The 23,301-nt window shown below is 41.0% G+C and carries 19 protein-coding genes; 8 read left to right on the plus strand and 11 right to left on the minus strand.

Going from position 1 to position 23,301, the window contains the following annotated elements; genetic code table 11:
* Positions 1-7: 7 nt before the first annotated feature.
* The 3 genes from S4054249_RS09230 to S4054249_RS09240 all read left to right on the plus strand — a co-directional run bounded on the left by S4054249_RS09230 (position 8) and on the right by S4054249_RS09240 (position 3,504).
* Entirely contained in the window at positions 8-1,897 is a 1,890-nt protein-coding gene (locus S4054249_RS09230; protein ID WP_046355366.1) for a hypothetical protein, read from the plus strand.
* Positions 1,898-1,954: 57 nt separating this feature from the next.
* A complete protein-coding gene (locus tag S4054249_RS09235; RefSeq protein WP_046355365.1) occupies positions 1,955-2,431 on the plus strand; it encodes a GreA/GreB family elongation factor in 477 nt (158 codons plus the stop codon).
* Between the two features lie 473 nt (positions 2,432-2,904).
* Positions 2,905-3,504 (plus strand): class I SAM-dependent methyltransferase, encoded by a 600-nt coding sequence (locus tag S4054249_RS09240; protein ID WP_046355364.1) that lies wholly within the window; start codon positions 2,905-2,907, stop codon positions 3,502-3,504.
* Here the strand turns inward: S4054249_RS09240 and S4054249_RS09245 are convergent.
* Positions 3,493-4,482, minus strand: coding sequence for a GlxA family transcriptional regulator (locus tag S4054249_RS09245; protein WP_046355363.1), 990 nt, complete (start codon positions 4,480-4,482; stop codon positions 3,493-3,495). The two genes, S4054249_RS09240 and S4054249_RS09245, sit on opposite strands and share 12 nt — an antisense overlap.
* A gap of 119 nt (positions 4,483-4,601) precedes the next feature.
* On the opposite strand from S4054249_RS09245, the gene S4054249_RS09250 reads away from it, so the two are divergent.
* On the plus strand, positions 4,602-6,503 hold the full coding sequence (locus S4054249_RS09250) for a beta-ketoacyl synthase (protein WP_046355362.1): 1,902 nt from the start codon (positions 4,602-4,604) through the stop codon (positions 6,501-6,503).
* A gap of 50 nt (positions 6,504-6,553) precedes the next feature.
* On the opposite strand, the gene fghA is transcribed toward S4054249_RS09250, so the two are convergent.
* On the minus strand, positions 6,554-7,399 hold the full coding sequence (gene fghA / locus S4054249_RS09255) for an S-formylglutathione hydrolase (RefSeq protein ID WP_046355361.1): 846 nt from the start codon (positions 7,397-7,399) through the stop codon (positions 6,554-6,556).
* 76 nt (positions 7,400-7,475) lie between these two features.
* Positions 7,476-8,597 (minus strand): S-(hydroxymethyl)glutathione dehydrogenase/class III alcohol dehydrogenase, encoded by a 1,122-nt coding sequence (locus S4054249_RS09260; protein ID WP_046355360.1) that lies wholly within the window; start codon positions 8,595-8,597, stop codon positions 7,476-7,478.
* Positions 8,598-8,695: 98 nt separating this feature from the next.
* Here S4054249_RS09260 and S4054249_RS09265 point away from each other — a divergent pair, with 98 nt between their 5' ends.
* Positions 8,696-9,571: a LysR family transcriptional regulator gene (locus S4054249_RS09265; RefSeq protein ID WP_046355359.1), complete on the plus strand. Its 876-nt coding sequence runs from the start codon at positions 8,696-8,698 to the stop codon at positions 9,569-9,571.
* Here the strand turns inward: S4054249_RS09265 and S4054249_RS09270 are convergent.
* Positions 9,568-11,235, minus strand: a complete 1,668-nt coding sequence (locus tag S4054249_RS09270; protein ID WP_046355358.1) for a SulP family inorganic anion transporter — start codon at positions 11,233-11,235, stop codon at positions 9,568-9,570. The genes S4054249_RS09265 and S4054249_RS09270 overlap by 4 nt on opposite strands.
* 156 nt (positions 11,236-11,391) lie before the next feature.
* Here S4054249_RS09270 and S4054249_RS09275 point away from each other — a divergent pair, with 156 nt between their 5' ends.
* The 3 genes from S4054249_RS09275 to S4054249_RS09285 are packed head-to-tail and all read left to right on the plus strand — an operon-like array spanning position 11,392 to position 14,516.
* Positions 11,392-12,594 carry a lipoprotein-releasing ABC transporter permease subunit gene (locus S4054249_RS09275; RefSeq protein WP_046355413.1) on the plus strand — a complete coding sequence of 401 codons (1,203 nt, stop codon included), beginning with the start codon at positions 11,392-11,394 and terminating at the stop codon, positions 12,592-12,594.
* Positions 12,587-13,294, plus strand: coding sequence for a lipoprotein-releasing ABC transporter ATP-binding protein LolD (gene lolD / locus S4054249_RS09280; RefSeq protein ID WP_046355357.1), 708 nt, complete (start codon positions 12,587-12,589; stop codon positions 13,292-13,294). The genes S4054249_RS09275 and lolD overlap by 8 nt, the downstream gene beginning before the upstream one ends.
* On the plus strand, positions 13,287-14,516 hold the full coding sequence (locus S4054249_RS09285; RefSeq protein WP_046355356.1) for a lipoprotein-releasing ABC transporter permease subunit: 1,230 nt from the start codon (positions 13,287-13,289) through the stop codon (positions 14,514-14,516). Before lolD ends, S4054249_RS09285 begins: the two co-directional genes overlap by 8 nt.
* A 15-nt stretch (positions 14,517-14,531) precedes the next feature.
* Here the strand turns inward: S4054249_RS09285 and S4054249_RS09290 are convergent, their stop codons facing one another.
* Genes S4054249_RS09290 through S4054249_RS09320 form a run of 7 tightly spaced genes read right to left on the minus strand, consistent with a single transcriptional unit; the run spans position 14,532 to position 23,299 of the window.
* Positions 14,532-16,157: a bifunctional diguanylate cyclase/phosphodiesterase gene (locus S4054249_RS09290; protein WP_046355355.1), complete on the minus strand. Its 1,626-nt coding sequence runs from the start codon at positions 16,155-16,157 to the stop codon at positions 14,532-14,534.
* A 2-nt stretch (positions 16,158-16,159) separates the two neighbouring features.
* A complete protein-coding gene (locus tag S4054249_RS09295) occupies positions 16,160-17,233 on the minus strand; it encodes a protein-glutamate methylesterase/protein-glutamine glutaminase (RefSeq protein WP_046355354.1) in 1,074 nt (357 codons plus the stop codon).
* Positions 17,230-18,033 carry a CheR family methyltransferase gene (locus tag S4054249_RS09300; protein WP_046355353.1) on the minus strand — a complete coding sequence of 268 codons (804 nt, stop codon included), beginning with the start codon at positions 18,031-18,033 and terminating at the stop codon, positions 17,230-17,232. The genes S4054249_RS09295 and S4054249_RS09300 overlap by 4 nt, the downstream gene beginning before the upstream one ends.
* A 9-nt stretch (positions 18,034-18,042) precedes the next feature.
* Entirely contained in the window at positions 18,043-18,588 is a 546-nt protein-coding gene (locus S4054249_RS09305; protein WP_046355352.1) for a chemotaxis protein CheW, read from the minus strand.
* Positions 18,581-19,177 (minus strand): chemotaxis protein CheW, encoded by a 597-nt coding sequence (locus S4054249_RS09310; RefSeq protein ID WP_080928312.1) that lies wholly within the window; start codon positions 19,175-19,177, stop codon positions 18,581-18,583. Before S4054249_RS09310 ends, S4054249_RS09305 begins: the two co-directional genes overlap by 8 nt.
* A gap of 5 nt (positions 19,178-19,182) precedes the next feature.
* Positions 19,183-21,165, minus strand: a complete 1,983-nt coding sequence (locus tag S4054249_RS09315) for a methyl-accepting chemotaxis protein (protein ID WP_052960919.1) — start codon at positions 21,163-21,165, stop codon at positions 19,183-19,185.
* A 19-nt stretch (positions 21,166-21,184) separates the two neighbouring features.
* On the minus strand, positions 21,185-23,299 hold the full coding sequence (locus S4054249_RS09320) for a chemotaxis protein CheA (protein ID WP_046355351.1): 2,115 nt from the start codon (positions 23,297-23,299) through the stop codon (positions 21,185-21,187).
* Between the last annotated feature and the right edge of the window lie 2 nt (positions 23,300-23,301).

The following is a 23,301-nucleotide window of genomic DNA, read 5'->3' on the forward strand; positions in this document are numbered from 1 at the left end:
AATAATAATGAAAAAAGTAAGTGGTTTATATTTGCTTATAGCATTGATAGCTGGTTGTGGTGGAAGCGGTGCTGATGTCCCTCAAGTCTCTGATATTCAACCAGGCTTTGGCAATGATACTACTGAGAATTTTGAAGCTAATATGCGCTTTTATGCACCTGATTTTGTGGATAAAAGTGGTAAGGTGACAGTGACAAATCTCAGCGATAATTCACAGCTGATCCATAATGTAGACTCGTTGAATCAGTTTGCGCTAACAGTTCCTGTGAGCGGGCAGTATAACTTTATGTATACACCAAATAGTAATACTGTTACATGCCCAATATTATCTGGTTGTGGTCGCTCATTATTAAATGACCCTAATGATCTGAATGGCAATAATGAAATCGATTTTGGTGAACCTATTAATGCAGAAGTTCATTTTGAGCTAGTCGCACTACCAGTACCAGGTATTAACCAAGTATTATTCTCGAGTTTTAATAGCGCATTAGCGGCTTCCAAACTAGATAGCTCAATCTGGTCTCTGACAGCGGCGCCTAACAATCACCTAACCCAAAGTACTATTCAGAGTAAGCAAAAGGCAGAATATGTTTCTGATGTAATGACTTATATCGATGTCATGCATCAGCATAATCAAAACAAGCAAGATAGCCAGTTATTTGCTAATGCTATTGAGGAGGGCTTAAGTGGTAACAGTGCGGCGTTAGTTCCTTATAGGCAGCTTGCCAATGACTACCTAATCGAGATACTCATTACTGAAGAAACCAATGCTTTGTATCGAGGCGTATCTGAAAAGGTATTAATTGAAGTAAATGAATTGCTTAGGGTAGATTCAAGCAGACAACTACATACTGAAATTGAGCCATATAGCAATGATTTAATGAACGAAGTTCGAAACGCTATTGGTGTTTTACGCTTGCAAGATGAGCAATACAGTGAAGATCTGAAGGTTAAACTCGAAGAGGTAGAAGAGTTGGTCAATGATGACTCTCAAGACGCATTTCTGATCGCGCTTGAGGTCATTGGTGATGTTGTTAAGCATGTTTCTCCTTTTGAAAATTCGGTGCCGGGAAATTATACCTTGCCAGGTTTGGATATTAACTATCAAACGGAGGGAGGCTTTAGGTGGGTTGTAACTGGAGTAAGGCAAGGTTTTGAAGTGAACGTTGATATCTCAGTGCCAGAATGGCGGATCAGCCCAACTCTTGGTGATAAAATATTGGGGCTTGGAGTTGGTGAAATATCAAAGCCTGGTACTAAACTAAAATATACATTCGATGTATTTGAAATCGTTAGCGAAGGGAGCTTCGACCCTAATAATGCAAGTGAAGTTATTGGAGTCGCAAATGCGTCCGGAAAAATAACGCTTTTACAGGGGGATGCGGATTTGACTGGTGACATTCATGTTGATTACCTACGGCAAAATCTGAGCATTCGCAATACAAAGTCAATACTCCCTTTTCTGTCAGTTGATGGTGTTCTAACGACACCAAATCAAGTAACTCCACTGCGACTATATGCGAATGAACGTTCACCGTTGGCTCTTCGTTCTGATATGGATCTTGTCCTTGGTGCACAGTTAGAGTTGGCACTTAATGGAGGAAAGGATCTTAGAATACAAGTGACTGGTGAGCCAGATGACCTATCAAATTTCACCACCGCAGATATTTCTCTTATTCTTGGTGACCATGTTAGTGAAATTACAGTTACAAATCTCGTTGGAAACATTAATGTGATCGTACGTGGTAAAGACGGCTATTGGGTAGACATTAAGAAAAAGAAAGATTTGTATACTGGTGGATTCTACTTTGGTGATAAACTTGTCGCTGACGTACGAACTATTAGGGGCATTCCGGGTATTTTGTTTCCAGATGGAAGCTTTGAGTCCTTGTTCTAGCAGTTCTGATAAAGTAGTTTAGGGGCCTTGAAAGGCCCTTTTTTGTTTGGATAAAAAATGAAAAAAATCGTTGTTATTGAAGCACTCAGGATGGCGCTGGAGAGAAAGTTATACGAAGCACAGGAAGCAGCAAATAGTGCAAGACAAGACGCGATCCATGAACAAAGTGCGGCAGAAACGCAGTATGATTCTTTGAGTATTGAATCAGGTTATTTAGCTGAAGGCCAAAGTGAGCGAGTAGAACAAGCGCATAATGCAATAAGCGCTTTTGAGTCCGTTTTTAAGGCTGAAAATACGAAGTCAGTGGAAGAGGGGGGTTTAGTTAAACTGAGTGACGATCAGGGCAGCAGTTATTGGTATTTTATAGGGCCACAGGAAGGAGGCTTAAAAATTACAATTCTAGATACTCAGATATTAGTAGTGACTTTGCTATCTCCAATGGGCAAGGCAATAAAAGGTAAGCAATTGGATGATGAAGTCGAATTTGACTTTAATGGCACGAAGCGCTTCTTTTATATAGATGAGATCCTCTAATATTCTCTTATGCTTTGAAAATACTCTCACTTCAAAAATTAAACCTGTATAAATAATATTAAATTCAAGGGTGCTTATTTTTACATATAAACTATTAAAATAGACTTTTTCCACCTTGGAAGGGATGATAGAAATTAATTGGTATGTATTTTAATAATAATGGTTATAGATGCTATATGTTTGGTTAATTCTATAAATACCTTTTTTCTTGTGCATGTATTTAAAATGAGTTTTTAATTTATTTCGTAACTGACGTGGCGAGCTTTACCTAAATTTTATTGATTACGTTTCGTTTTGTATTAGTTAGAAAATTTTAGTATCTACTGATTGGGCAACTAATTTTGCTAACCCTTACCATAATTATTTTATAAGATTTTTAGATGTAATAAGGTACTTTTATTTTTAAAGAATAGAGTAGAGTAAATATAGCTTTTGTACTTTTGGCGTTATTTAACATAATTAAAAGGATATATATGGTTCCTGGAACTTGTGGATATGAAAGTAATGTTTCATCTTTTGCCAATGCGAGTTTTGGATTGAAATTTGAAGATATTAATCAAGATTTTTTAGCATTCTTACCTATACAAGGTTCTAAGGTATTAGATGCTGGCTGTGGAGTCGGTCAAAATGCTGCAGCGCTTTGTGAGTTAGGTTACAAGGTAGATGCGGTAGAGCCATTGGCTGCTTTTTTAGATAAAGCCAAGGTGCGTTATGAAGGCATGCCAATTGTGTGGTTAGAAGATAGTCTACCAGATTTAAAGTTACTTGATACCAAAGAGCATGTTTACGACTTTATTTTGTTAGATGGTGTGTGGCACCATTTAAGCCATCACGAACGCAAACGATGCATTCGCCGACTGTATGAGTTATTAAGTTTAAACGGGGTATGTGCAATCTCCTTGAGAAATGGACCTGCGGGTGTGGGAACACATGTTTTTCCTACAAGCTGTGAGGAGCTTTTGAATCTAGCAAGAGAGACGGGGTTTAAGACCATTTTTCAAGCACAAAATCAACCGAGCAAAATGCCTAATAAACAGGATGTGATTTGGTCGCGAGTTGCACTAAGAAAATAGCTTTTTTCTGACAATTTTACGGTATGAACTCGGTGTTTGATTCATTTGCTCTTTAAACGCACGTGATAGTTGACTCTGTGAGTTAAATCCAACAGTCAGCGCGATTTCTTGAATACTTAAATTACTAGAGGCTAGTAGTTCACAAGCTTGTTGCAACCTAACCTCTTGTAGGTAAGCGATAGCCGTCTTCCCTGTCGCTGTTTTAAAGCGTCTGTTAAAGCTTCGGTAGCTCATATCAAACTGTTGTGCGACTGAAGCCAAAGACTCAACTGAGTTAGCATTGTTTTTTAGCCAAAATTGAATTGCTGCAATTTGTTCATCACTATACCTATCTACGGCACCTTCTAAATATCTTTGCTCTTCGTATGGTTTTCTAATTTCGTGAGAAAAGTTCTGTTGGACATGATTTGCTGCATCTTTACCATAAAACTGGCCTATTAAATGTACAATGACATCAGCTAGCGCATTGAGGCTTGCTACCGTGTAAAGTCGGTCTGACTGTGTAATGAAATAATCTGGCTTTAAGTCTACGTTAGGATAGCTTTTTGTAAATTGATTAGCATAGTGCCAGTGGGTAGTAGCAGAGTGGCCGTTTAAAATACCAGATTCTGCCAGGAAACACACACCGGTACCAACACCTATGATGGTGGCACCTTGCTCCCAAGCATCGCCCAAGTTTTTTGCAAGTTTGGGGTTACGCATCACAACAGGTCGAGGGTTTCTCCAAATACTTGGCACAATGATGTAATCGTAATTTTTTAGAGTTTGAAAATTAGATTGAACAGACATGCTGATGCCAATGCTAGTCTCTATTTGAGCACCATTTTCACTTAGGCAATGAATATCTAAGGGTTTGAACGCGCCTTTGTTATGCCGTTTCGCGTAAGCTTCGCCAGCTCGCAACATTTCAATAGGCAAGGTAATACTGGTGATCAATAATTGTTCGTATAGGCTAAGGGCAATTTTAATTTTTTCCATATATTTCAGCGTATTTTGTTTTTTGGCGAAAAATGTCAATTCAGTGGCGAATTATGTAAAGCTATATTATCTACTTCATTCTAGAATTATTGCAACAAATAAGTATTAAAGAGTTAAGTATGACAGCATTACCTATTATTGTCGGTATGGGTGGTATTAATGCCGCAGGTAGAACATCTTTTCACCAAGCCTATCGCAGAATCGTTCTGGACAAACTAGATCAGAATGACAGAGCTGATACCTTTTTAGGTCTCGCTACGTTAATGAATTTAGTTTCTGTAGATGGGGAAAACTTGATCACACAAGATGGTGAAGTGATTACCAAAGCAGATGTTGAAAGCAAAGTAGGTGATCAGGTTATTGCTGGTACATTAATTCGTAAAATAGAAAAGAACCACTTTGATGTTGATGCTACACATTGGCAGCAAAAGTTAACCATTACAGCCAATACAGAGCAAGGTCTTCGCTTCACTTGTCGTAAAAGAGACTTACCGACACCAGTACCAAGCAGTTGGTCAGTTGAGGAAGTTGATGCCAAAACGGTGAATGTGCATGTACCTGAGCAACTTGAAGTAAAACATGACAGCTACAGAGATAACCCGATAAAAGCAGCTGGTCAGTTACCAACGGGTTTTGAACCTGCAAAAATGTATAACAGCCGCTATCAGCCTAGAGGTTTACAAGCAACTATCTTCGCTGCGACTGATGCGATTAAATCAACAGGCCTTGACTGGGAAAACGTAATGTCTAGCGTTAAGCCTGATGAGATTGGTACTTATTCAGCATCGGTTGCTGGTCAAATGGACAACGAAGGACTAGGTGGTCTAGTGAGAAGCCGCTTAAGAGGCGATCGTGTGAGCACTAAGCAACTAGCGCTTGGTTTAAATACCATGTCTACAGACTTCATTAATGCTTATGTGACGGGCAGTGTTGGCACTACTTTTTCAACAGCGGGCGCTTGCGCAACTTTCTTATATAATTTACGCGCAGCAGTAAATGATATCCAAGCAGGTCGTACACGTGTGGCTGTTGTCGCCAGTGTTGAATGTGCTTTGACACCAGAAGTCATTGAAGGCTTTGGCAACATGGGAGCACTTGCAAACGAAGAAGGTTTAAAAAAGCTTGATAACGCAGACAAAGTTGACCACCGTAGAACGAGTCGTCCATTTGGAGAAAACTGTGGTTTCACTATCGGAGAAGGTGCTCAAGTTGCAATTCTAATGGATGACAAACTCGCTTTGGAGCTAGGCGCAGAGGTGATGGGATCGGTGGTTGATGTGTTTGTAAATGCCGACGGCGTTAAAAAGTCTATCACTGCACCTGGTCCAGGCAACTATATTACAATGGCGAAATCTGTTGCATTGGCCCAAGAAATTGTTGGCCAGGAATCTTTGCAAAAACGCAGCTTTATTTTGGCACATGGTTCTAGCACACCGCAAAACCGTGTAACTGAATCGGCTATCTATCATAAAGTTGCTGAAGCATTTTCAATCAACGGTTGGAAACTTGCAGCGCCGAAAGCCTATGTTGGTCATACAATTGCACCAGCATCGGGTGATCAGTTGGCCATCGCGCTTGGCGTATTTAGTCACAATATTATGCCAGGTATCACAACAATTGATAAAGTTGCTGATGATGTATTTGATGAACATCTAGATATTCGTAATTATCACTATGATTGTGGTGAGATGGATATTGCGTTCATTAATTCCAAAGGATTCGGTGGTAACAATGCGACTGCAACTGTATTTTCTCCAAAAGTAACAGCAGGTCTGTTGGCTAAACGTCATGGAGAAGCCGTGATAACGCAATATCAGCAGAAGCTAGCAAAGACCATTGAGAGCCAGCAAACTTACAAGCAAGCGGCCGATTTAGGGAAGTATGAGCTGATTTATCGTTTTGGTAACGGTATGGTTAATGAGTCTCAGTTGACTATCGATCAACACGAGTTACAAATTCCAGGTTTTGAAGAGGCGATCAAGCTAACTGGAAATAACCAGTATGCAGATATCAGCAAATAGAATTAATGTTAAGCAACAAAGGCGCTAGGGAGTAGCGCCTTTTTTTGTTTTTATGATTTTAAATATTGAGCGTGGAATTGAACATGTTGCTCAATGAAAGAGCTAATAAAGAAATAGCTGTGATCGTATCCGTTGTGAAGCTGATAATCGATTTTGTAACCAATAGCTTTAGCTGCGTTAAGCAATGATTCGGGCTTAAGCTGTTCGGTTAGAAACACGTCATCACCACCTTGGTCTATCTTGATAGGTATCTTTCTATCAGCAGTGTTTTCTAGCATAAGTTTGGTTGCATCGTATTGAGCCCAAAGAGATTCATCTTCACCTAGATAACCTGTGAATGCTTTTACCCCCCAAGGGCAGTCCATTGGATTTGTAATTGGAGCAAATGCAGAAATACTTTCATATTGCTTACTGTTTTTTAGGCCAATGGTCAGCGCACCGTGTCCACCCATAGAGTGCCCACTGATGGCTTTTTTGTTTGATACTGAAAAGTTTGACTCGATCAGCTTGGGAAGTTCACTGACGATATAGTCATACATACGATAGTGAGTAGAGTAGGGCACTTGGGTCGCGTTTAGATAAAAGCCAGCGCCAAGTCCGAAATCATAGCTGCCGTTTTCATCATCAGCAACGGTATCGCCACGAGGGCTGGTATCAGGTGCAACAATGACGATACCATGTTCGCTCGCATACTTAAACACTCCTGATTTTTGCATGAAGTTTTCATCGGTACATGTAAGTCCCGAAAGCCAGTACAACACTGGTAATTTACCGGTTGCATCGACTGGTTTTGGCAAAAAAATTGCGAATGTCATTTCACAATTGTTGCAGGCACTTTGATGCTTGTAGCGTTGATGTATGCCACCAAATACTTTGTTTTCGCTGATTAATTCCATATATTACGCAACTTAAAATATGAGTTATAGAATGGTAAAAGCGGCGCATGTTAATTTACCGCTTTTAATGTTCTTTTTAGTAATGGATAACTGAACGAATGCTCTCACCTTTGTGCATTAAATCAAATGCATCATTGATGTCATCCAACGCCATGGTATGAGTAATAAAGTCATTGAGTTTAAACTCACCAGCCATATATCTTTCAACTATCTCAGGCAGCTCTGAACGGCCCTTTACACCGCCAAAAGCTGTACCACGCCAAACGCGTCCAGTAACAAGCTGGAAAGGGCGAGTTGAAATTTCTTGGCCAGCACCAGCCACACCGATGATAACTGATTCCCCCCAGCCTTTGTGGCAGCATTCTAATGCGCTGCGCATCACGTTAACGTTACCTATACACTCGAATGAAAAGTCTACGCCGCCATCGGTCATTTCAACAATGACTTCCTGAATCGGCTTGTCATAGTCATTTGGGTTGATTAAATCAGTTGCGCCAAGCTTGGTAGCAAGCTCAAATTTATCTGTATTGATATCAACACCAATGATACGGCTTGCACCAGCCATTGTGGCACCAATGATCGCGGATAAACCAATGCCACCAAGACCAAAAATAGCAACTGTGTCACCTTTTTGCACTTTGGCGGTATTTAGTACAGCACCCATACCAGTTGTAACGCCACATCCAAGTAGACAGATCTCTTCAAGAGGCGCTTCTTTGTTAACCTTGGCAAGAGAAATCTCAGGTAATACAGTGTATTCAGAGAAGGTCGAAGTACCCATGTAATGGTAGATTGGCTCGCCATCTTTGTAGAAGCGAGTCGTGCCGTCAGGCATCAGACCTTTACCTTGTGTCTCTCTTATCTTTTGGCAAAGGTTGGTTTTGCCTGAAGTACAGAATTTACATTCACCACACTCAGGCGTGTAAAGAGGGATAACATGGTCGCCTATCTCTAGACCCGTCACGCCCTCACCGATGGCTTCAACGATACCTGCGCCTTCGTGCCCTAAAATTGCAGGAAACACACCTTCAGGATCCTCTCCTGACAGCGTAAATGCATCTGTATGGCATACGCCCGTTGCAGTAATTTTAACTAATACTTCGCCAGCTTGAGGCATCATGACATCGACTTCTTCGATGCTGAGTGGCTTGCCTGGGCCCCACGCGATGGCGGCTTTAGATTTAATAAATTGAGCCATGTTCTTGTTTTCCTAATTTATAGAGAAGCTTAAGTATAACCTTTATTAGAATTTTGATAATCTCGAAAATAATAAAAGACTTTTACGGATTTGTAATAATGGATAGATGGATTGGAATAGATGAGTTTGTAGCAGTCGCAGTCTATGGCTCTTTCACAGGCGCTGCGGAGCAACTCGATACCTCTGTTGCACAAGTTAGCCGTCGGGTTAAAACCCTTGAAAGTACACTTGGTTACCAATTATTAAATCGTACGACAAGGAAACTGTCTTTAACAACAGAAGGAAATGTCTTTTTATCTCATGCAAAACACCTACAACATGCATTGGATGATGCAACTTCAGCACTGCGACAGAGAGATAGCCAGCCAGCAGGTAAAATAAAAATGACCGCGCCTGTGATGTATGGTGAGCAATATATTATGCCGTTGGTCAACGAATTTATGGCTTTGTATCCGAATATACAAATTGATATGGAGCTCAATAATAACAAGCTTGATTTGATAGAGCAGGGGTTTGATTTTGCGATTCGATTGGGGAACTTGAAAGACTCGTCAATGAGGGCAAGGTTACTATCACATCGGCAAACCTTGGTGTGCGGTTCTCCAGCATATTTAGCTAAAACGACACCGATAAAGCACATCAAAGATCTAGAACAACATGTTTGTTTGGTTGGCCAATCCAGTGTTTGGCGCTTTATAGATGACGGTAAAGAGCGCCAAATGAGTGTGAAAGGCAGACTTCGTTGCAACAGTGGTTGGGCATTGGTTGACGCTGCCAAACAAGGGTTAGGGTTAGCGCAGTTACCTCATTATTATTTAACGGAAGCCATTGAACAGGGAGAGCTGGTGGAAGTACTGAATACGTACAGACCGGAGTCAGAAGGCATCTGGGCGGTGTACCCACCCAGACGATATTTACCAACTTCAGTCAGAGAACTGCTTGAATTTATTGCCGATGGTTTGAAGTCAAACTAGCTCTGTGTTGTTGATATTGACATGGCTTCAAGCGCTTTGTTAAGTGCCGCCTCACGACTATGACAGAAAGCATCGGTACCGAGCTTTTCACGGATATTAATCTTGTTAAGCTTTTCACTCGTCTCTTGGTTGGGAGAGTAGATAAAAACTTGAACATTAGCATCAACTGCGTCGGTGATCGCATTTTCAATTGCTAAACTTACTGTGACGTCTAGCATAGCAACGTCACTTAAATCCAATACCATGGTTTTGTATTCACTGATATATCTGTGCTGTCGCGCAATGGCTTTTGACACACTGAAAATCATTGGTCCAGAGAGATAGAAAAACAGTAATTTGCCTTGTGCTTTTTCTAGTAAGGCTCTTTCATGATTGCTTAATGGTACTTCTTCATCAGTGTCATTGTCACTTATGGCTTTAACATGCTGTTCTTGTACTCGACTTAATCGCTCAATGACCATGATGTTAGAGATAAACACGCCCAAGCCAACAGCAACGATTAAATCAACAAATACGGTCAATAGCATTACACCATACATAATAGCCATTTGGCTAATGCTTAACTTATGGGCTCGTTGGATGAAGCTCCAATCTAATATGTTGTAGCCTACATAAACGGCGATACCGGCAAGTACTGCCATCGGAATTGGTTCAGTTAAACCGCCCGCAACAAAGACAACAGCCATTAAGATCAGTGCGCGAATAATACCAGCAAGGGGCGAGCGCGCACCGACTTGAATATTGACGACAGTGCCCATTGTTGCACCTGCGCCTGGTAATGCGCCAAATAAACCTGAGATCATATTTGCAACGCCTTGGCCACGCAATTCTTTATCGGAGTCGTGTTCAGTCCGAGTCAAGCTGTCACCGATTACCGCAGTGAGTAGTGTATCAATACAACCTAATGTGCCTAGGACAAGTGCATCAATCACCATTGAAGTAAACTGTTCGGCAGTGAAGGTTGGCCACACAATTGACGGTAAGCCACTAGGTATTTCACCAATTCTGCTTATGCTGTCAGTATCAAAAAGTATGATAGAGACTAACGTTACAGCAACTAGGGCAACCAGTTGGGCTGGCACATATTGGCGATATTTTTGTGGTAAATAAAACAAGATACCGAGCGTTAAAATACCCAAAAATAGTTCGGCAAAATGTAAATCAAAGAGAAGGTTAGGTAGTGCACTTAATGTGCCTAACACACCTCCTGCAGGCGCTTGATGGCCCAGTAAAGGGGCAAGCTGCAATATGATGAGTATGACGCCTATCCCTGACATAAAGCCAGATATAACGCTGTAGGGCATTAAAGTTACGTATTTACCGAGTTTTAATGTGCCGAGTAGTATTTGAAATGCCCCAGCCATCATTACAACAGTGAAGCCCATTGCAAGTCCATTTTCGGGGTACTGTGCCATCATAGTGGTCAGAACAGCGGTCATAATAACCGTCATCGGACCTGTTGGCTCAGAAATCAAAGAGGTAGAACCGCCAAATAAGGCAGCAAAGAAACCGACGAGAATAGCGCCCCACATTCCTGCTTCTGCACCGGCACCAGAAGCTACCCCGAAGGCGAGGGCTAAGGGGAGAGAAATAATAGCAGTGGTCACACCACCGAATAAATCCCCCTTTAAATTCATATGCTTAAATCTGTCTAGGGATAACATAGAACTTCCATACCGCAAGATTTCACGCATTTTACACCAATTCGAGACATTAAGTAGCGGATAATTAAAAAATTTTTACACATCAAGGTGTGACCAGTGGATCTCATCTGTGTTAGCATTACCCAATTAGAAGAGTTTAAAGAAATAAATTTTAATATGTTTCAATCGGTTAGCCTTTTTGTCGGGCTTAGATATAGTCGTTCTTCCAAGGGAAATGCGTTTGTTTCTTTTATATCATTTTTTTCGATAGCGGGAATAGCACTTGGATTAATGTCTTTAATAACAGTTAATTCGGTTATGAATGGCTTTGAACAAAGCTTGAAAAATGCCATGCTTGATTTAATCCCACATGTACAGCTCTCTGAAAAAGATAATAATCAACCTGCAACTAGCTTAAATACATTATCAGTTTTACCTGGTGTGAAGCGCGCTTCACCTTACGTCACGTCTGATGTCATATTGCAAACGAATAAAGAGCTTGTTGGGGTTAGATTGCAAGGCTCGTTTTCTGGCTATCCAACGGCAATAAACCCGCATATAGAGTCTGGTAGCGTAAGTGCAATGCATAAGAAGCCTTACCAATTGGCAGTTAGCCGTTTTTTAGCTAACAAATTAGATGTGAGTATTGGGGATAAAGTTCGTGTTATTTTCCCTGATATAACCAGCTATACCCCATTAGGTCGAGTACCGAAACAGAGGCTGTTTTTTGTAGCTGCAATATATAACTCTCGAAGTGAAGCGGATACAACATTGGCTTTTGCTGATGGCGCAAGTCTTATGAAGTTATTAAAAAAGCAACCAAATAAATACGATGTGAGTTTGACGTTAGATGACGCGTTTTCAGTATCTGATTTTAAGTCGAGTAATAAACAGCTGTTATCTGAGTTTCATTATCAAGATTGGCAAGTTCAGCAGGGGGCTTTATTTGCCGCAGTGGCGATGGAGAAGCGTGTAATGTCTTTATTACTTGCGTTGATTGTGGTGGTCGCTGTATTCAATATTATATCTGCGCTCTCTATGATGGTCAGTGAGAAGCAAGGTGAAGTGGCTATATTACAAACTCTAGGGTTTACGCCAAGTAAAATTGCTCAGGTATTTATGGTCCAAGGTTTATATAACGGGCTTGTGGGGACGTTTATTGGCTCGGTATGTGGTTTATTACTTGCTGCAAATATCAATGAAGTTCTAAGCCTTATTGGGTTATCGCTGTTAGGGGGGATGGAACTGCCTGTAAAATTCGATAGCGTTAGTTTGTCTTTTATTATTTTTACCAGTTTATTATTAAGTTTTTTAGCAACACTTTATCCTGCGAAAAAAGCAGCGAAAGTGATGCCTGCTGAGGTTTTAAGATATGAATGATCCTGTGATCCAATGCCAAGCACTCAACAAGTCATACCAAGAGGCAGGCAATCAAGTTTCCGTGCTCAAAGGTGTGAATTTATCTCTAGCACAAGGAGAAACGCTCTCGATTGTGGGTAGTTCAGGTTCGGGGAAAAGTACTTTGTTGCACATTTTGGGTACTCTTGATTCTGCAACAGAGGGAACATTAAGAATTAAAGGCACTGATGTGCAGACATTGTCACGAGCCAAGCAAGCGGACTTTCGAAATCAACATATGGGGTTTATATACCAATTTCATCATTTGTTAATGGATTTTAGTGCATTAGAAAATGTTGCGATGCCATTGTTGATTGGTGGAAAACCGAAGCAAGATGCTAAAAATGAAGCTGCGAAAATGCTTGAAAAAGTAGGACTTGGTCACCGTATTGACCATCGCCCTTCAGAGTTATCAGGCGGAGAGAGGCAGCGTGTTGCAATAGCCAGAGCGCTCGTAACTAAGCCCTCTTTGGTACTTGCTGATGAGCCAACTGGTAATTTGGATAAGCATAATGCACTTAAAATTTATGAGCTATTGAATGAATTAAACAAAGAGTTTGATACCAGTTTTGTAATCGTGACGCATGACCTTGAGCTTGCCGAAAAGCTAGGACGCGTCGTACAACTTGATGACGGTGTCCTTGTTGAGTATCAAAAAGAAGGTGGCCGTACGCATGCTTAGCCTGTTTTTAAGCAAACGATTACGAGAAACAAAGCATCAAACTGGTTTTATCGGCTTTTTGAGTAAAGCATCAACCATTGGTGTATTTTTGGGTGTGACAGTATTAATTGTTGCTTTGTCAGTGATTAATGGTTTCGAACAGCAATTAAAGGAACGGTTACTGTCAGTAGTTCCACATGTCAGTTATCAAGCACCTTATGAGCCAATTCAGGATTGGCCTCAAAAGGTAGAGTTGCTCGAACATCAGTTAGGTGTTGTGAGTGCAACACCAGAGATAAATGTCACAGGTATGGTGCAGTATAAAGGCAAGTTGAAAGCTGCACAGTTAAAAGCAATTGAGCCAAGCAAACATAATCAGGTGTCTAGCATCCATCGTTATATCAACCCGCTTAAACTAGAGAACTTAGGTGAGAATGAGATTGTTCTGGGTAAAGGTATTGCAACACAATTAGGTGTAAGTCAAGGTGATAAAGTCACTGTTCTAATTGCTAATCAGCACGCTAAAAATGCATTAGCGGCACCAAAACGTGTGTCATTTAATGTGGTAGGGCTTATTTCTATGGGTGGGGAAGTTGACAAAAATCTTGCCATAGTACGTTTAGATAAAGTCCAACAGGCTTTGTCACTGGACAGTACAACTGTTACAGGACTACGGCTATCAGTCGATGATGTATTCAATGCGCATCAAATTGCGATGAGTGCAGGCCGTGCATTGCCGGACCTTGTTTACGTACAAAGCTGGTTTAGAACACAAGGTAGCTTGTATCAAGATATTCAAATGGTTAGAACTATCGTTTACTTAGTTGTGTTTTTAATCATCGCGGTTGCCAGTTTTAATATTATTTCTTCTATGGTGATGGAAGTAAAAGAAAAACAAGCAGACATCGCTATTTTAAAAACCATGGGTACGCGAGACAGCACTATTTTTATGACATTTGCCGTGCAAGGGCTAAGTTATGCTTTAGTAGGTGCTTTTTGTGGTTTGCTAGTTGGTACACTCATCGCGCTCAATATTTCAGAGCTATTCATGCTTTGGACATCTATTGATGGGAGTAACCCATTGCAGGGGGTATACTTTATCGAGTTTTTACCGAGCAAACTAGATATGACTGACATTGTTATCGTCTTGTTGGCAACGGTGTTTATATCAGTAATTTCTAGTATCTATCCAGCATGGCAGGCAACTAAAGTTGAGCCCGCACGCGTACTTGGTGGTGGGTAATTTGGCAGTATTGGACTAGCTTTCAAAATGTAAATAGCTTGACTTGTCCTCTAAAACATATTCAACAAAGGCGTCAATAGGGAGCGGTTTACTGTAGTAGTAGCCCTGAACATATTGCACGCCTTTCGCTTTAGCATAAATCATTTGTTCCATATCTTCGACTCCTTCAGCAACCAGTGGCTTATCAAGGTTTTTTGCCAATGAAACAATCGAGTTGAAGACTGACTGCAATTTACCATCTTTAACAACGTTCGTGACAAATGAGCGGTCTATTTTAATTTCATCGAAGTGTAATTTACAAAGATAGTTTAAGCTGGAGAAGCCTGTACCAAAGTCATCGATTGAAATGAGAAAGCCTTTACCCTGCAGTGAAACAAGCACTTCATTGACGTATGAAAAGTTGTCAATCAACGCTGATTCTGTCAGTTCAAGTTTGATACAACGAGGATCAATTTTGTATTCAGACAATGCGCTTAGCAATTTGTTTTCAAAGTTCACATCTAATATTTCTACCACGCTAATATTAATAGCGAACATATAGTTTTTAGGCTCTATCCCTTCACTTCTGAGCCTGTCTTTAGCTTCTTTTATCTGTGAGAGGGTGAACATGGTAAGTTTGTTGATGTCGCCGGTACTTTCAACAATCGGAATAAATTCAACAGGTGAGACTGGTTGACCGTCTAGCGTCCACCTCATTAAACACTCGGCACCGATTAAACACTCTGTTTTAGTATCATGCAATGGCTGTAATACGACGCTGAAGGTATTGTTAGAGTTTTCATTGTGCAGAGCGTCTCTTAGGGCGGTTTCTATTTTGTTCTGTCGCTCAATTTGCCGCGCTAACCCTTCCTGAAATTCGACGAGTCTTAACTTCTCCGACAGTACGTCAAAAGTCGCCATTTCAGCCTTGTTGAGGCTCAGCTCATGATCGTCTTTACCTAGTTCCTTGTAATAACCAAGGGCGACATTACTGTAGAAACTACTGTCGTTAAATTCGAATGGCTCGTTAAGGTGGTTGTAAAGGGCTTCAATATTGATTGGGGATGAGTTAGGGATGAATACGCAGAAGCAATCGGATGAGTGTTTGGAAAATATCCCTTGTTCATATTCGCCTTGAAAACGTGATAACACTTCCATAAAAACTAAGTTTGCGACGCCAATATTCCAAACCTCAGATATTCGTTGATAATTACATATTCGAATACAACACATGACTCCAGGTGTATCCAGTTCCTGTACCTTTGCAATAAATGCTTCTCGGTATAGTAATCCGGTATGAGGGTCTCTGATGGCCAGTTGTTTATTTAAGCGTCTAATCGCGACTAGCTCTTCAATTAAGTCGACCTTAACAAAGGTAAGTTCATTCTTTTTCGTGTAACTAAATCTCACCCAATGTACATTACTATTATCAACACTCACACCAAGTTCGAGCTGATCAAAACAAGATTCAAAAAGCACCTTCTTTGCTTCTAAGTCGTTAAAGTCTTCATCAAAAAATTTTAAAGTAGGGCAATTGACAATATTATCACCCACACTGAGTGTTATTAAATTACTGGCTTTATCAGAAATTCCTGTGATAGTACCATCTTGTTCATAAGCAACGTAGATGATACTTAGCAGTTCTAACAGGCTTTTTTGCATAGCTAACACCTTAACACTTTTAAAATTTGATACGGGATATTACTGAGCGAAAAGACTTTATCTACAGCGCCTCTTGCAATTGCTTCTTTTGGCATACCAAAAACAACACAACTAGCTTCACTTTCGGCAAAATTAATAGCACCAGCCTGCTTCATGTCTAACATACCTGAGGCACCGTCATCACCCATACCTGTTAGAATGACGCCAATGGCGTTACGGCCAACAGATTGTGCAACTGATCTAAACAACACATCCACTGAGGGGCGATGTCGACTTACTAACGGGCCATCCCGTACTTCTAAATAGTAGTCGCTACCTTGACGTTTTACCAACATGTGCTTACCACCGGGAGCGATATACACATAACCAGCTTTCAGGCGCATCGCATTTTCGCCTTCAACCACAGTGTGGCGAGTAACCGTATTTAACCGTTGTGCAAACGCATGGGTGAATTTGCTAGGCATATGCTGAACGATCACTATGGGCGGAGTATCAGGCGGCAGGAGAGATAAAAAGCCAGTGAGGGCTTCCGTGCCACCCGTTGATGCACCGACGGCAATGACCTTGTCGTGCGTTATGGGAGGCTTTAGTTCATCAGGTGAAGCTGCGGGTAACACCTCATCTACGGTATGATTGTGCCTGACTGATTCTTCTGCGAGGTAACGCATGGGCTTAACTTTAGCCTTACCTGCTGCTTTTATGGCATCAACAATTTGGGTTATGCCTTGGTTATTCAAGAAATCTGTTAGACCTTGAGTGGGCTTTGCAATCACATCTACAGCGCCAGAAGCAAGTGCTTCCATTGCGGTTTCAGTATGTTTTTGTGTAAGAGCAGAGCACATGATCACAGGTGTAGGCTTTTCTTGCATGATTTTTTTCAGGAATGTAATGCCATCCATTTTTGGCATTTCTACATCCAGCAATATAACATCAGGCCAACAGAGTTTCATTTTCCGCTCAGCCAGCAAAGGATCTGGTGCCGAACCAATCAATTTAAGCTCTCTATCATGCTTGATTATTTCACCCACGAGTTGCCGCATTACCGCAGAGTCGTCGACGATAAACACGCTAATCATAACCTAACCTTTTTATAGATACAGGGCTGAATTAACTCCAGTCCAGGGCGCTTTTTTCTGAGTGACTCAGAATGCCCTAAAAATAACAAACCGCCATGGTTTAATCGATGTATTATGTTGTCAACAATGGCTTTTTGCTTGATTTCATCGAAGTAAATTAAGACATTACGTAAAAATATGATATCAAAAGAATAGTCTACATTTTTTAGACGTAGCAAATTATCAACATAGAAAGTACAGTGACTTTTGATGGCTTTATTGACTGTAAATGTCCCTTCATTGTGATCAACGCCTTTGAGGCAGTAGGCCCGACGGTATTTTTTAGGTATTTTTTGTGATGTGGACATGGCAAAGCAGGCTTCTTTTGCCATTTCAACCGCTGTAGGGGAAATGTCTGTGCCAGTCACAGACCAGTTTCCGCCGTAAAACAAGTCATCTAGCACCATTGCGATAGAGTAGGCTTCCTCACCTGTAGATGCTGCTGCACTCCACGCTTTAATCGGAACTTGGCGACTGTTCTTTCCTCTAAAGTATTGATATAAAAATTCAAATTGAGATTGTTCACGAAAAAAATAGGTTTCGTGTGTTGTCATCTTGTCGATGAAGATATCAAGTTCTTTTTTGCCATCAGGGCTAATGATTAACTGATAATACTTATTGTGTGTCTGGCATTTAGTGGCCCTTAAGCGTGAGCTTAGTCTACTGGCCATGATATCCGATTTTGATGAATTCAACCGTATCCCTGTATGTTCATCAAGCACTCTATTTAATTGATTAAACTCGAGCTTACTGATCGCCATTGGCCATGTTTACCTTTGGCAGTAATCTATAAAAAACTGTTCTTGCTCATGTTTTAGTGAGGAGTTTATTTCATTCACATTGAGCACTCTCTTTATGTCTAATAACGTGGTGAGCTTGTTATTGATTTTTGCCATCTTCCATTCAAAGTGCCTTGGAATGTTAGAGCCAAAAGAGGGGGATGATTCAAGTTTATTTAAATCGATAAACTCGATGGATACAACGCTATTAACTAACATGCCAAGCGTCATAGATTCTTCAAGGGATTGGTCAAAGAAATCATATAATACAATACAACTGTATTTATCATAGGGGGTTGTAGACTTGAGGCCTAGCCGACTTTGCAAATCCAATACGGGTATGACGCTACCGCGAACGTTAATGACACCACGGATAACATCGGAGCACATAGGCACCATGGTAGTGTCTACAAGTTCAATGACTTCTTTGACAGAATCAATAGGGATCCCGAAGTGATCATGACCTACTTTGACAAATAAATATCTCAGTTCGCCTTTTTGTTGTATATGGGCAATCTCTTGGTGACTATCATTCATGATTTACCTCATCTGGTATTTCATCAGTAGCGCTTTCAAGTGTCGGACTGTCCTCACAAGCTTCATCAGTCTGCTCACTTTCACTTAACTCAGCATTATTGAGATCTTCTATTAACTTGATGTCGTCTAATGTGAGTATTTTTGAGATATCTAAAATGGTCATGAGTTTGTCTGGTAGTTTGGCAAGACCGAGTACAAAGCGGCTGTGAAATTGACCGCCGATGCTTGGCACACTATCTATATCTGCGCCTGATATATCTAACACTTTTGTAACCATGTCGACTTTGAGCCCAATGGTAATTTCTTGGGCGTTAAATTGACATTCAGCAATGATGATACATGTTCTATTAGTGATTTCTTGTGGTTGCTTTGCAAGTCGCAAAGACAGATCGAAAACCGGGATGACCTCGCCGCGTAAGTTAATGGCACCAATGATAAATTCTGGCGCCATTGGGATCGGGTCCACCTCAATATACTCCATAATTTCTTTTACTAATGAAATATTAATGGAGTACGACGCATGATTGAGCTCAAACGCCAAATACTTGTCTTTGTCGACGAAACTATTTTGGGTTGTATGATCAGTCATAACATTTACTCATCAAATGGCGTATAGCCTTCTTCTTGCATTGAGCTTGAAGATTTCGACTCTTGTACAGAGCGTCTTAACTTCAACATTTGCCTATCATTGCTGAGTTTGAAGTAGTTCACTGTTGAACGAATGTCGCTGGTTTGGTCCTGAACCATTTTAGCGGTTGAGGCTAATTCTTCAGACGCAGATGCATTTTGTTGTGCAATTTCATCCAATTGCGATACTGTTCTGTTTATTTCGGCAACACTGGTGCTTTGTTCCGTAGAAGCAGCCGTAATTTCTTGAACTAAATCTGCGGTTTTACCAATGTTAGGCACCATTCTGTCTAACATGCCGCCAGCGTGTTGGGCTATCTTCACGCTGTTATCCGCAAGTGTACTGATATCTTGCGCTGCAACTTGAGAGCGTTCCGCTAATTTTCTAACCTCATCTGCAACCACGGCAAAACCTTTACCGTGTTCACCCGCTCTGGCTGCTTCAATGGCTGCGTTTAAAGCCAGTAAATTGGTTTTGTATGCAATGTCTTCGATTATCCCAATTTTTTCAGCGATTTGAGTCATGGCTTTAACTGTATCTTTTACAGCACGTCCACCATCATTGGCTTCACTGCTTGATTGTTTAGCGATGTCATTGGTAACTTTTGAGTTTTCTGTATTCATTGAAATTGAAGAACTCATTTGCTCTAAAGAAGCTGAGGTTTCCTCTACGCTTGCCGCAAGTTGATTTGAAGTAGAACTGAGCATTCTTGAAGTTGTTCCAACTTCGTTAGTGCTATGTGCTATAGACTCCACCGACTCTTGGATATCAAGTAGGATATTTTGCAATCGCTCTATGAATCCATTGAAACTGCGCGCTGTTTCGCCGATTTCATCATTCCCGAAATCCGGTATACGTCTCGTCAAATCACCTTCACCCGAACGTAAATCTTCAGCTGCTTCTGCGAGGGCATTGATTGGAATAACGATGCCACGGATAAGAAAAGCAGCCGTTGCGGTGGCCAACACAATGGCAACAACAAGTAATGCCCAGACCAAAGAGATACTTTCTCTTGCCGCGGTGACCAAGGCATTGAGAGACTCATCACCTTCTTTAATTGCCTCATTGGAGATTTCTTCAAGCAGGTCTTCAATTTTATTGAATACCTCGTGCTCTAAACGGTCAACATCACTGGACGCTTTAATTTTGTCACGTGGGTCGTACATGGCGAAAATCTCTTTACCACCATTATATAGTTCCATATACATTCGTTCGACTTCGCTAAGCGCTTTGATTTCAGCGGGCTTTCTTTCTAATGGCTTGAGGTCGGCTAGAAAGCCTGTAAAGGTTCTGGCATCTTTTTCAAACGCTGCATCTGCGCCGAGCGCGCCACGCATATATGCGTTCATGGAACTCATCATGTCGCCTTGCTCATCGATCAGCTCCAAATAATATCTAACACCAGGGAGGTCGTCATTCACCACCTCATTAAAGTCACCACTGCTGCCCGCATCTGCAACTTCTTCTTCTTTCAACGTGTCGAGCAGTTGCTCAAGAGGGATTGCAAACTCTTTATTTAAGTAATCGTATTTATCAATGGCTTTGGCTTCAAGGAGAGGATCGAAACGATCAAAAATCAACTCTTGATTTTCGTTGGCGTAGCGGCTGACCAGCTCTTCTAGCTGGCGCAGTAAAGAATTGTTGACTGTGCCTAACTGTTTTAAGTCCTCTAGATAACGAGTAAATTCGTTATAATTTGACCTAAAGTCTTCGCTTTCATCAGACTCACCAGCAATGTATTCCAATACATTACTATTCATATCTCCTAATTCATCCAGCATGTTTAAGGCATAGATTGTTTCAGGTATGTCTACTTTACCGACGTCAACTGCGAACTCTTCAATCTCTCCGTTTTTAAGTTGAACAGACATTGCTATGACTAACAGCAACACCCCCATGGTAAACATCGCAAGTATAATTTTGTTGCGAATGGTAAAGTTCTTAAACATGTTAGCTCTCCGGAATTAACTAATGCTTTTTCTCTAACGCTTCATATACTGAAATTGCAGACTTTATCAGGGCAGAAACATCTAGAATGATTGCTACATTTCCGCTTCCTAAAATTGTCGCACCGCTAATACACTTGAGTCCTTCGAACAACCTTCCTAGTGGTTTTACTACAGTTTGAAACTCACCTTTGAGTGAGTCGACGACCAAACCTGCGCGCAATGTACCAAATTGCACAATTACTAATGATTCTCTGGTATGGTCGATTTGTTCTTCAATGCCAAATAAAGTTCTAAGTCGGATAAATGGCAATACTTCGGTTCTTAAATTGATATAACTCTTGTCTTGTATATCTTGTTCAGATACCACTTCATGTAGTTCTAAGCATTCCACAACGGTATCCAAAGGGATCACGTAGTTTTCTTTGTGCACCTCAAACATGAAACCATCAATGATTGAAAGGGTGAGAGGGAGTCTGATTAAAATCGTAGAGCCTTGCCCTGGTGTACTTTCAACTTCAACACTGCCTCTTAAGCTGTCAATATTTCTTTTGACAACATCCATGCCCACACCACGTCCAGAAATATTTGTGATTGACTCAGCTGTTGAAAAGCCAGGCTCGAAGATAAGTAAGTTGATGTCTTTTTCTTGTAGCGTTTGATTGGCACTGACTAGACCCCTGTCTACAGCACGTTTTAGGATCCGTTCTTGGTCTAAGCCTTTTCCATCGTCACTGACTTCGATGACAATAGAGCCAGAATCATGATAGGCTTTAAGTGTTAATTGGCCTTGTTCAGGCTTGCCCTGTGCTCGTCTTGTTTCAGGGTCCTCTATCCCATGATCTATGGCATTTCTGACTATATGCATGAGTGGGTCACTGACTTTTTCGACAAAGGTTTTATCAAGCTCAGTTTCAGCACCGACAATCGTTAAGTCGACCTGTTTGCCTAGCTCATCAGCAATGTCCCTGACGACCCGTTTAAACTTATTGAATGTTTCTCCAATCTGCACCATTCTCAGTTTTAAAGAGCTGTCTCGGATGTTCTCGACAAGCCGTTCAAGTAGAGCCATTGCCTCGATCAACGTCTCGTTGCCCGTTTCATGCGCTAGCAAATTTGTTCTTGCTCCAGTGATAACCATTTCACCAACTTGATCGATAAGTCGGTCTAATTTAAGCGCCTCAACACGCAATGTTTTACTTTTATGGATTTTTGAGGTGTTTGCCCCAGAGGAAGGGGTAGGGCTTGCCACTGCTGACTCTGTGTTTGCGGCCTCTTTTTTTTGACTTAGTAGTTCAATAATATCTGTAAGTGCCGGATCAGCTTCTTTAAGCGAATTTGTCACAAAATCAATGTCTTGATATTTCTGAATGCTGGATTTTAAAATGTCTGCGTCCCCATGTGGAGGCAGTATAGCAACATGTGCCTCACTGAGGATGAATTCGAATACGTCTTTTATTTCTTCTTCAGTTTTATCCGTATCAAATGAAAGAATGAATGAAAGGTAATTAGATTCTGGATCAAACTGCTGTGGTCCAAACATAGCATCAAACCAAGTACTTACTTTGAGATCCTGTGTTTCAGAATCTAAATAATGTATGAAGGAATAGGGATCGAGCCCATTCCTTAAGACATTTTCGTTCGGCACAAAAAAGAGTATCCAGCGCTGATTGTCTAATAAGTTCCCAGAGCCTTCTGGTGCAGAATTGCCTTCATCAGGGTTGCCAGATTCTGCATCAATATATTTTGAGAAGCACCCAACGAGATGATTAACCTTACTTAATAATTCTTGATCAGGTTCTGTCTCACTCGCCGCAAGAGTAATCAGTATTTCTGTTGCATCTCTGGTTTCTAGATAGAGGGAAATCAAATCTTTATCTAGTTGTAACTCTCCATTGCGAGCGCTTTCGAGTAGGGTCTCTGCGATATGGGTTAGCGTGACAACGTGCTCAAAATCGAATATGCCGGCGCTGCCCTTTATTGTATGAATGGCCCTAAATAGCGCGTTAATAATTTCGCTGGTATGCTCTTCGGAGGACTCAGATTCTAAATCTAAGAGTCCATTTTCCATTTCTTGTAAGAGTTCTTTTGACTCAGTAACAAAAGTGGCTATAGCAGACGACAAATCGATAGACATGA

The sequence above is a fragment of the Pseudoalteromonas luteoviolacea genome (genome assembly GCF_001750165.1).
GTDB classification, from domain to species: Bacteria; Pseudomonadota; Gammaproteobacteria; order Enterobacterales; family Alteromonadaceae; genus Pseudoalteromonas; species Pseudoalteromonas luteoviolacea_G.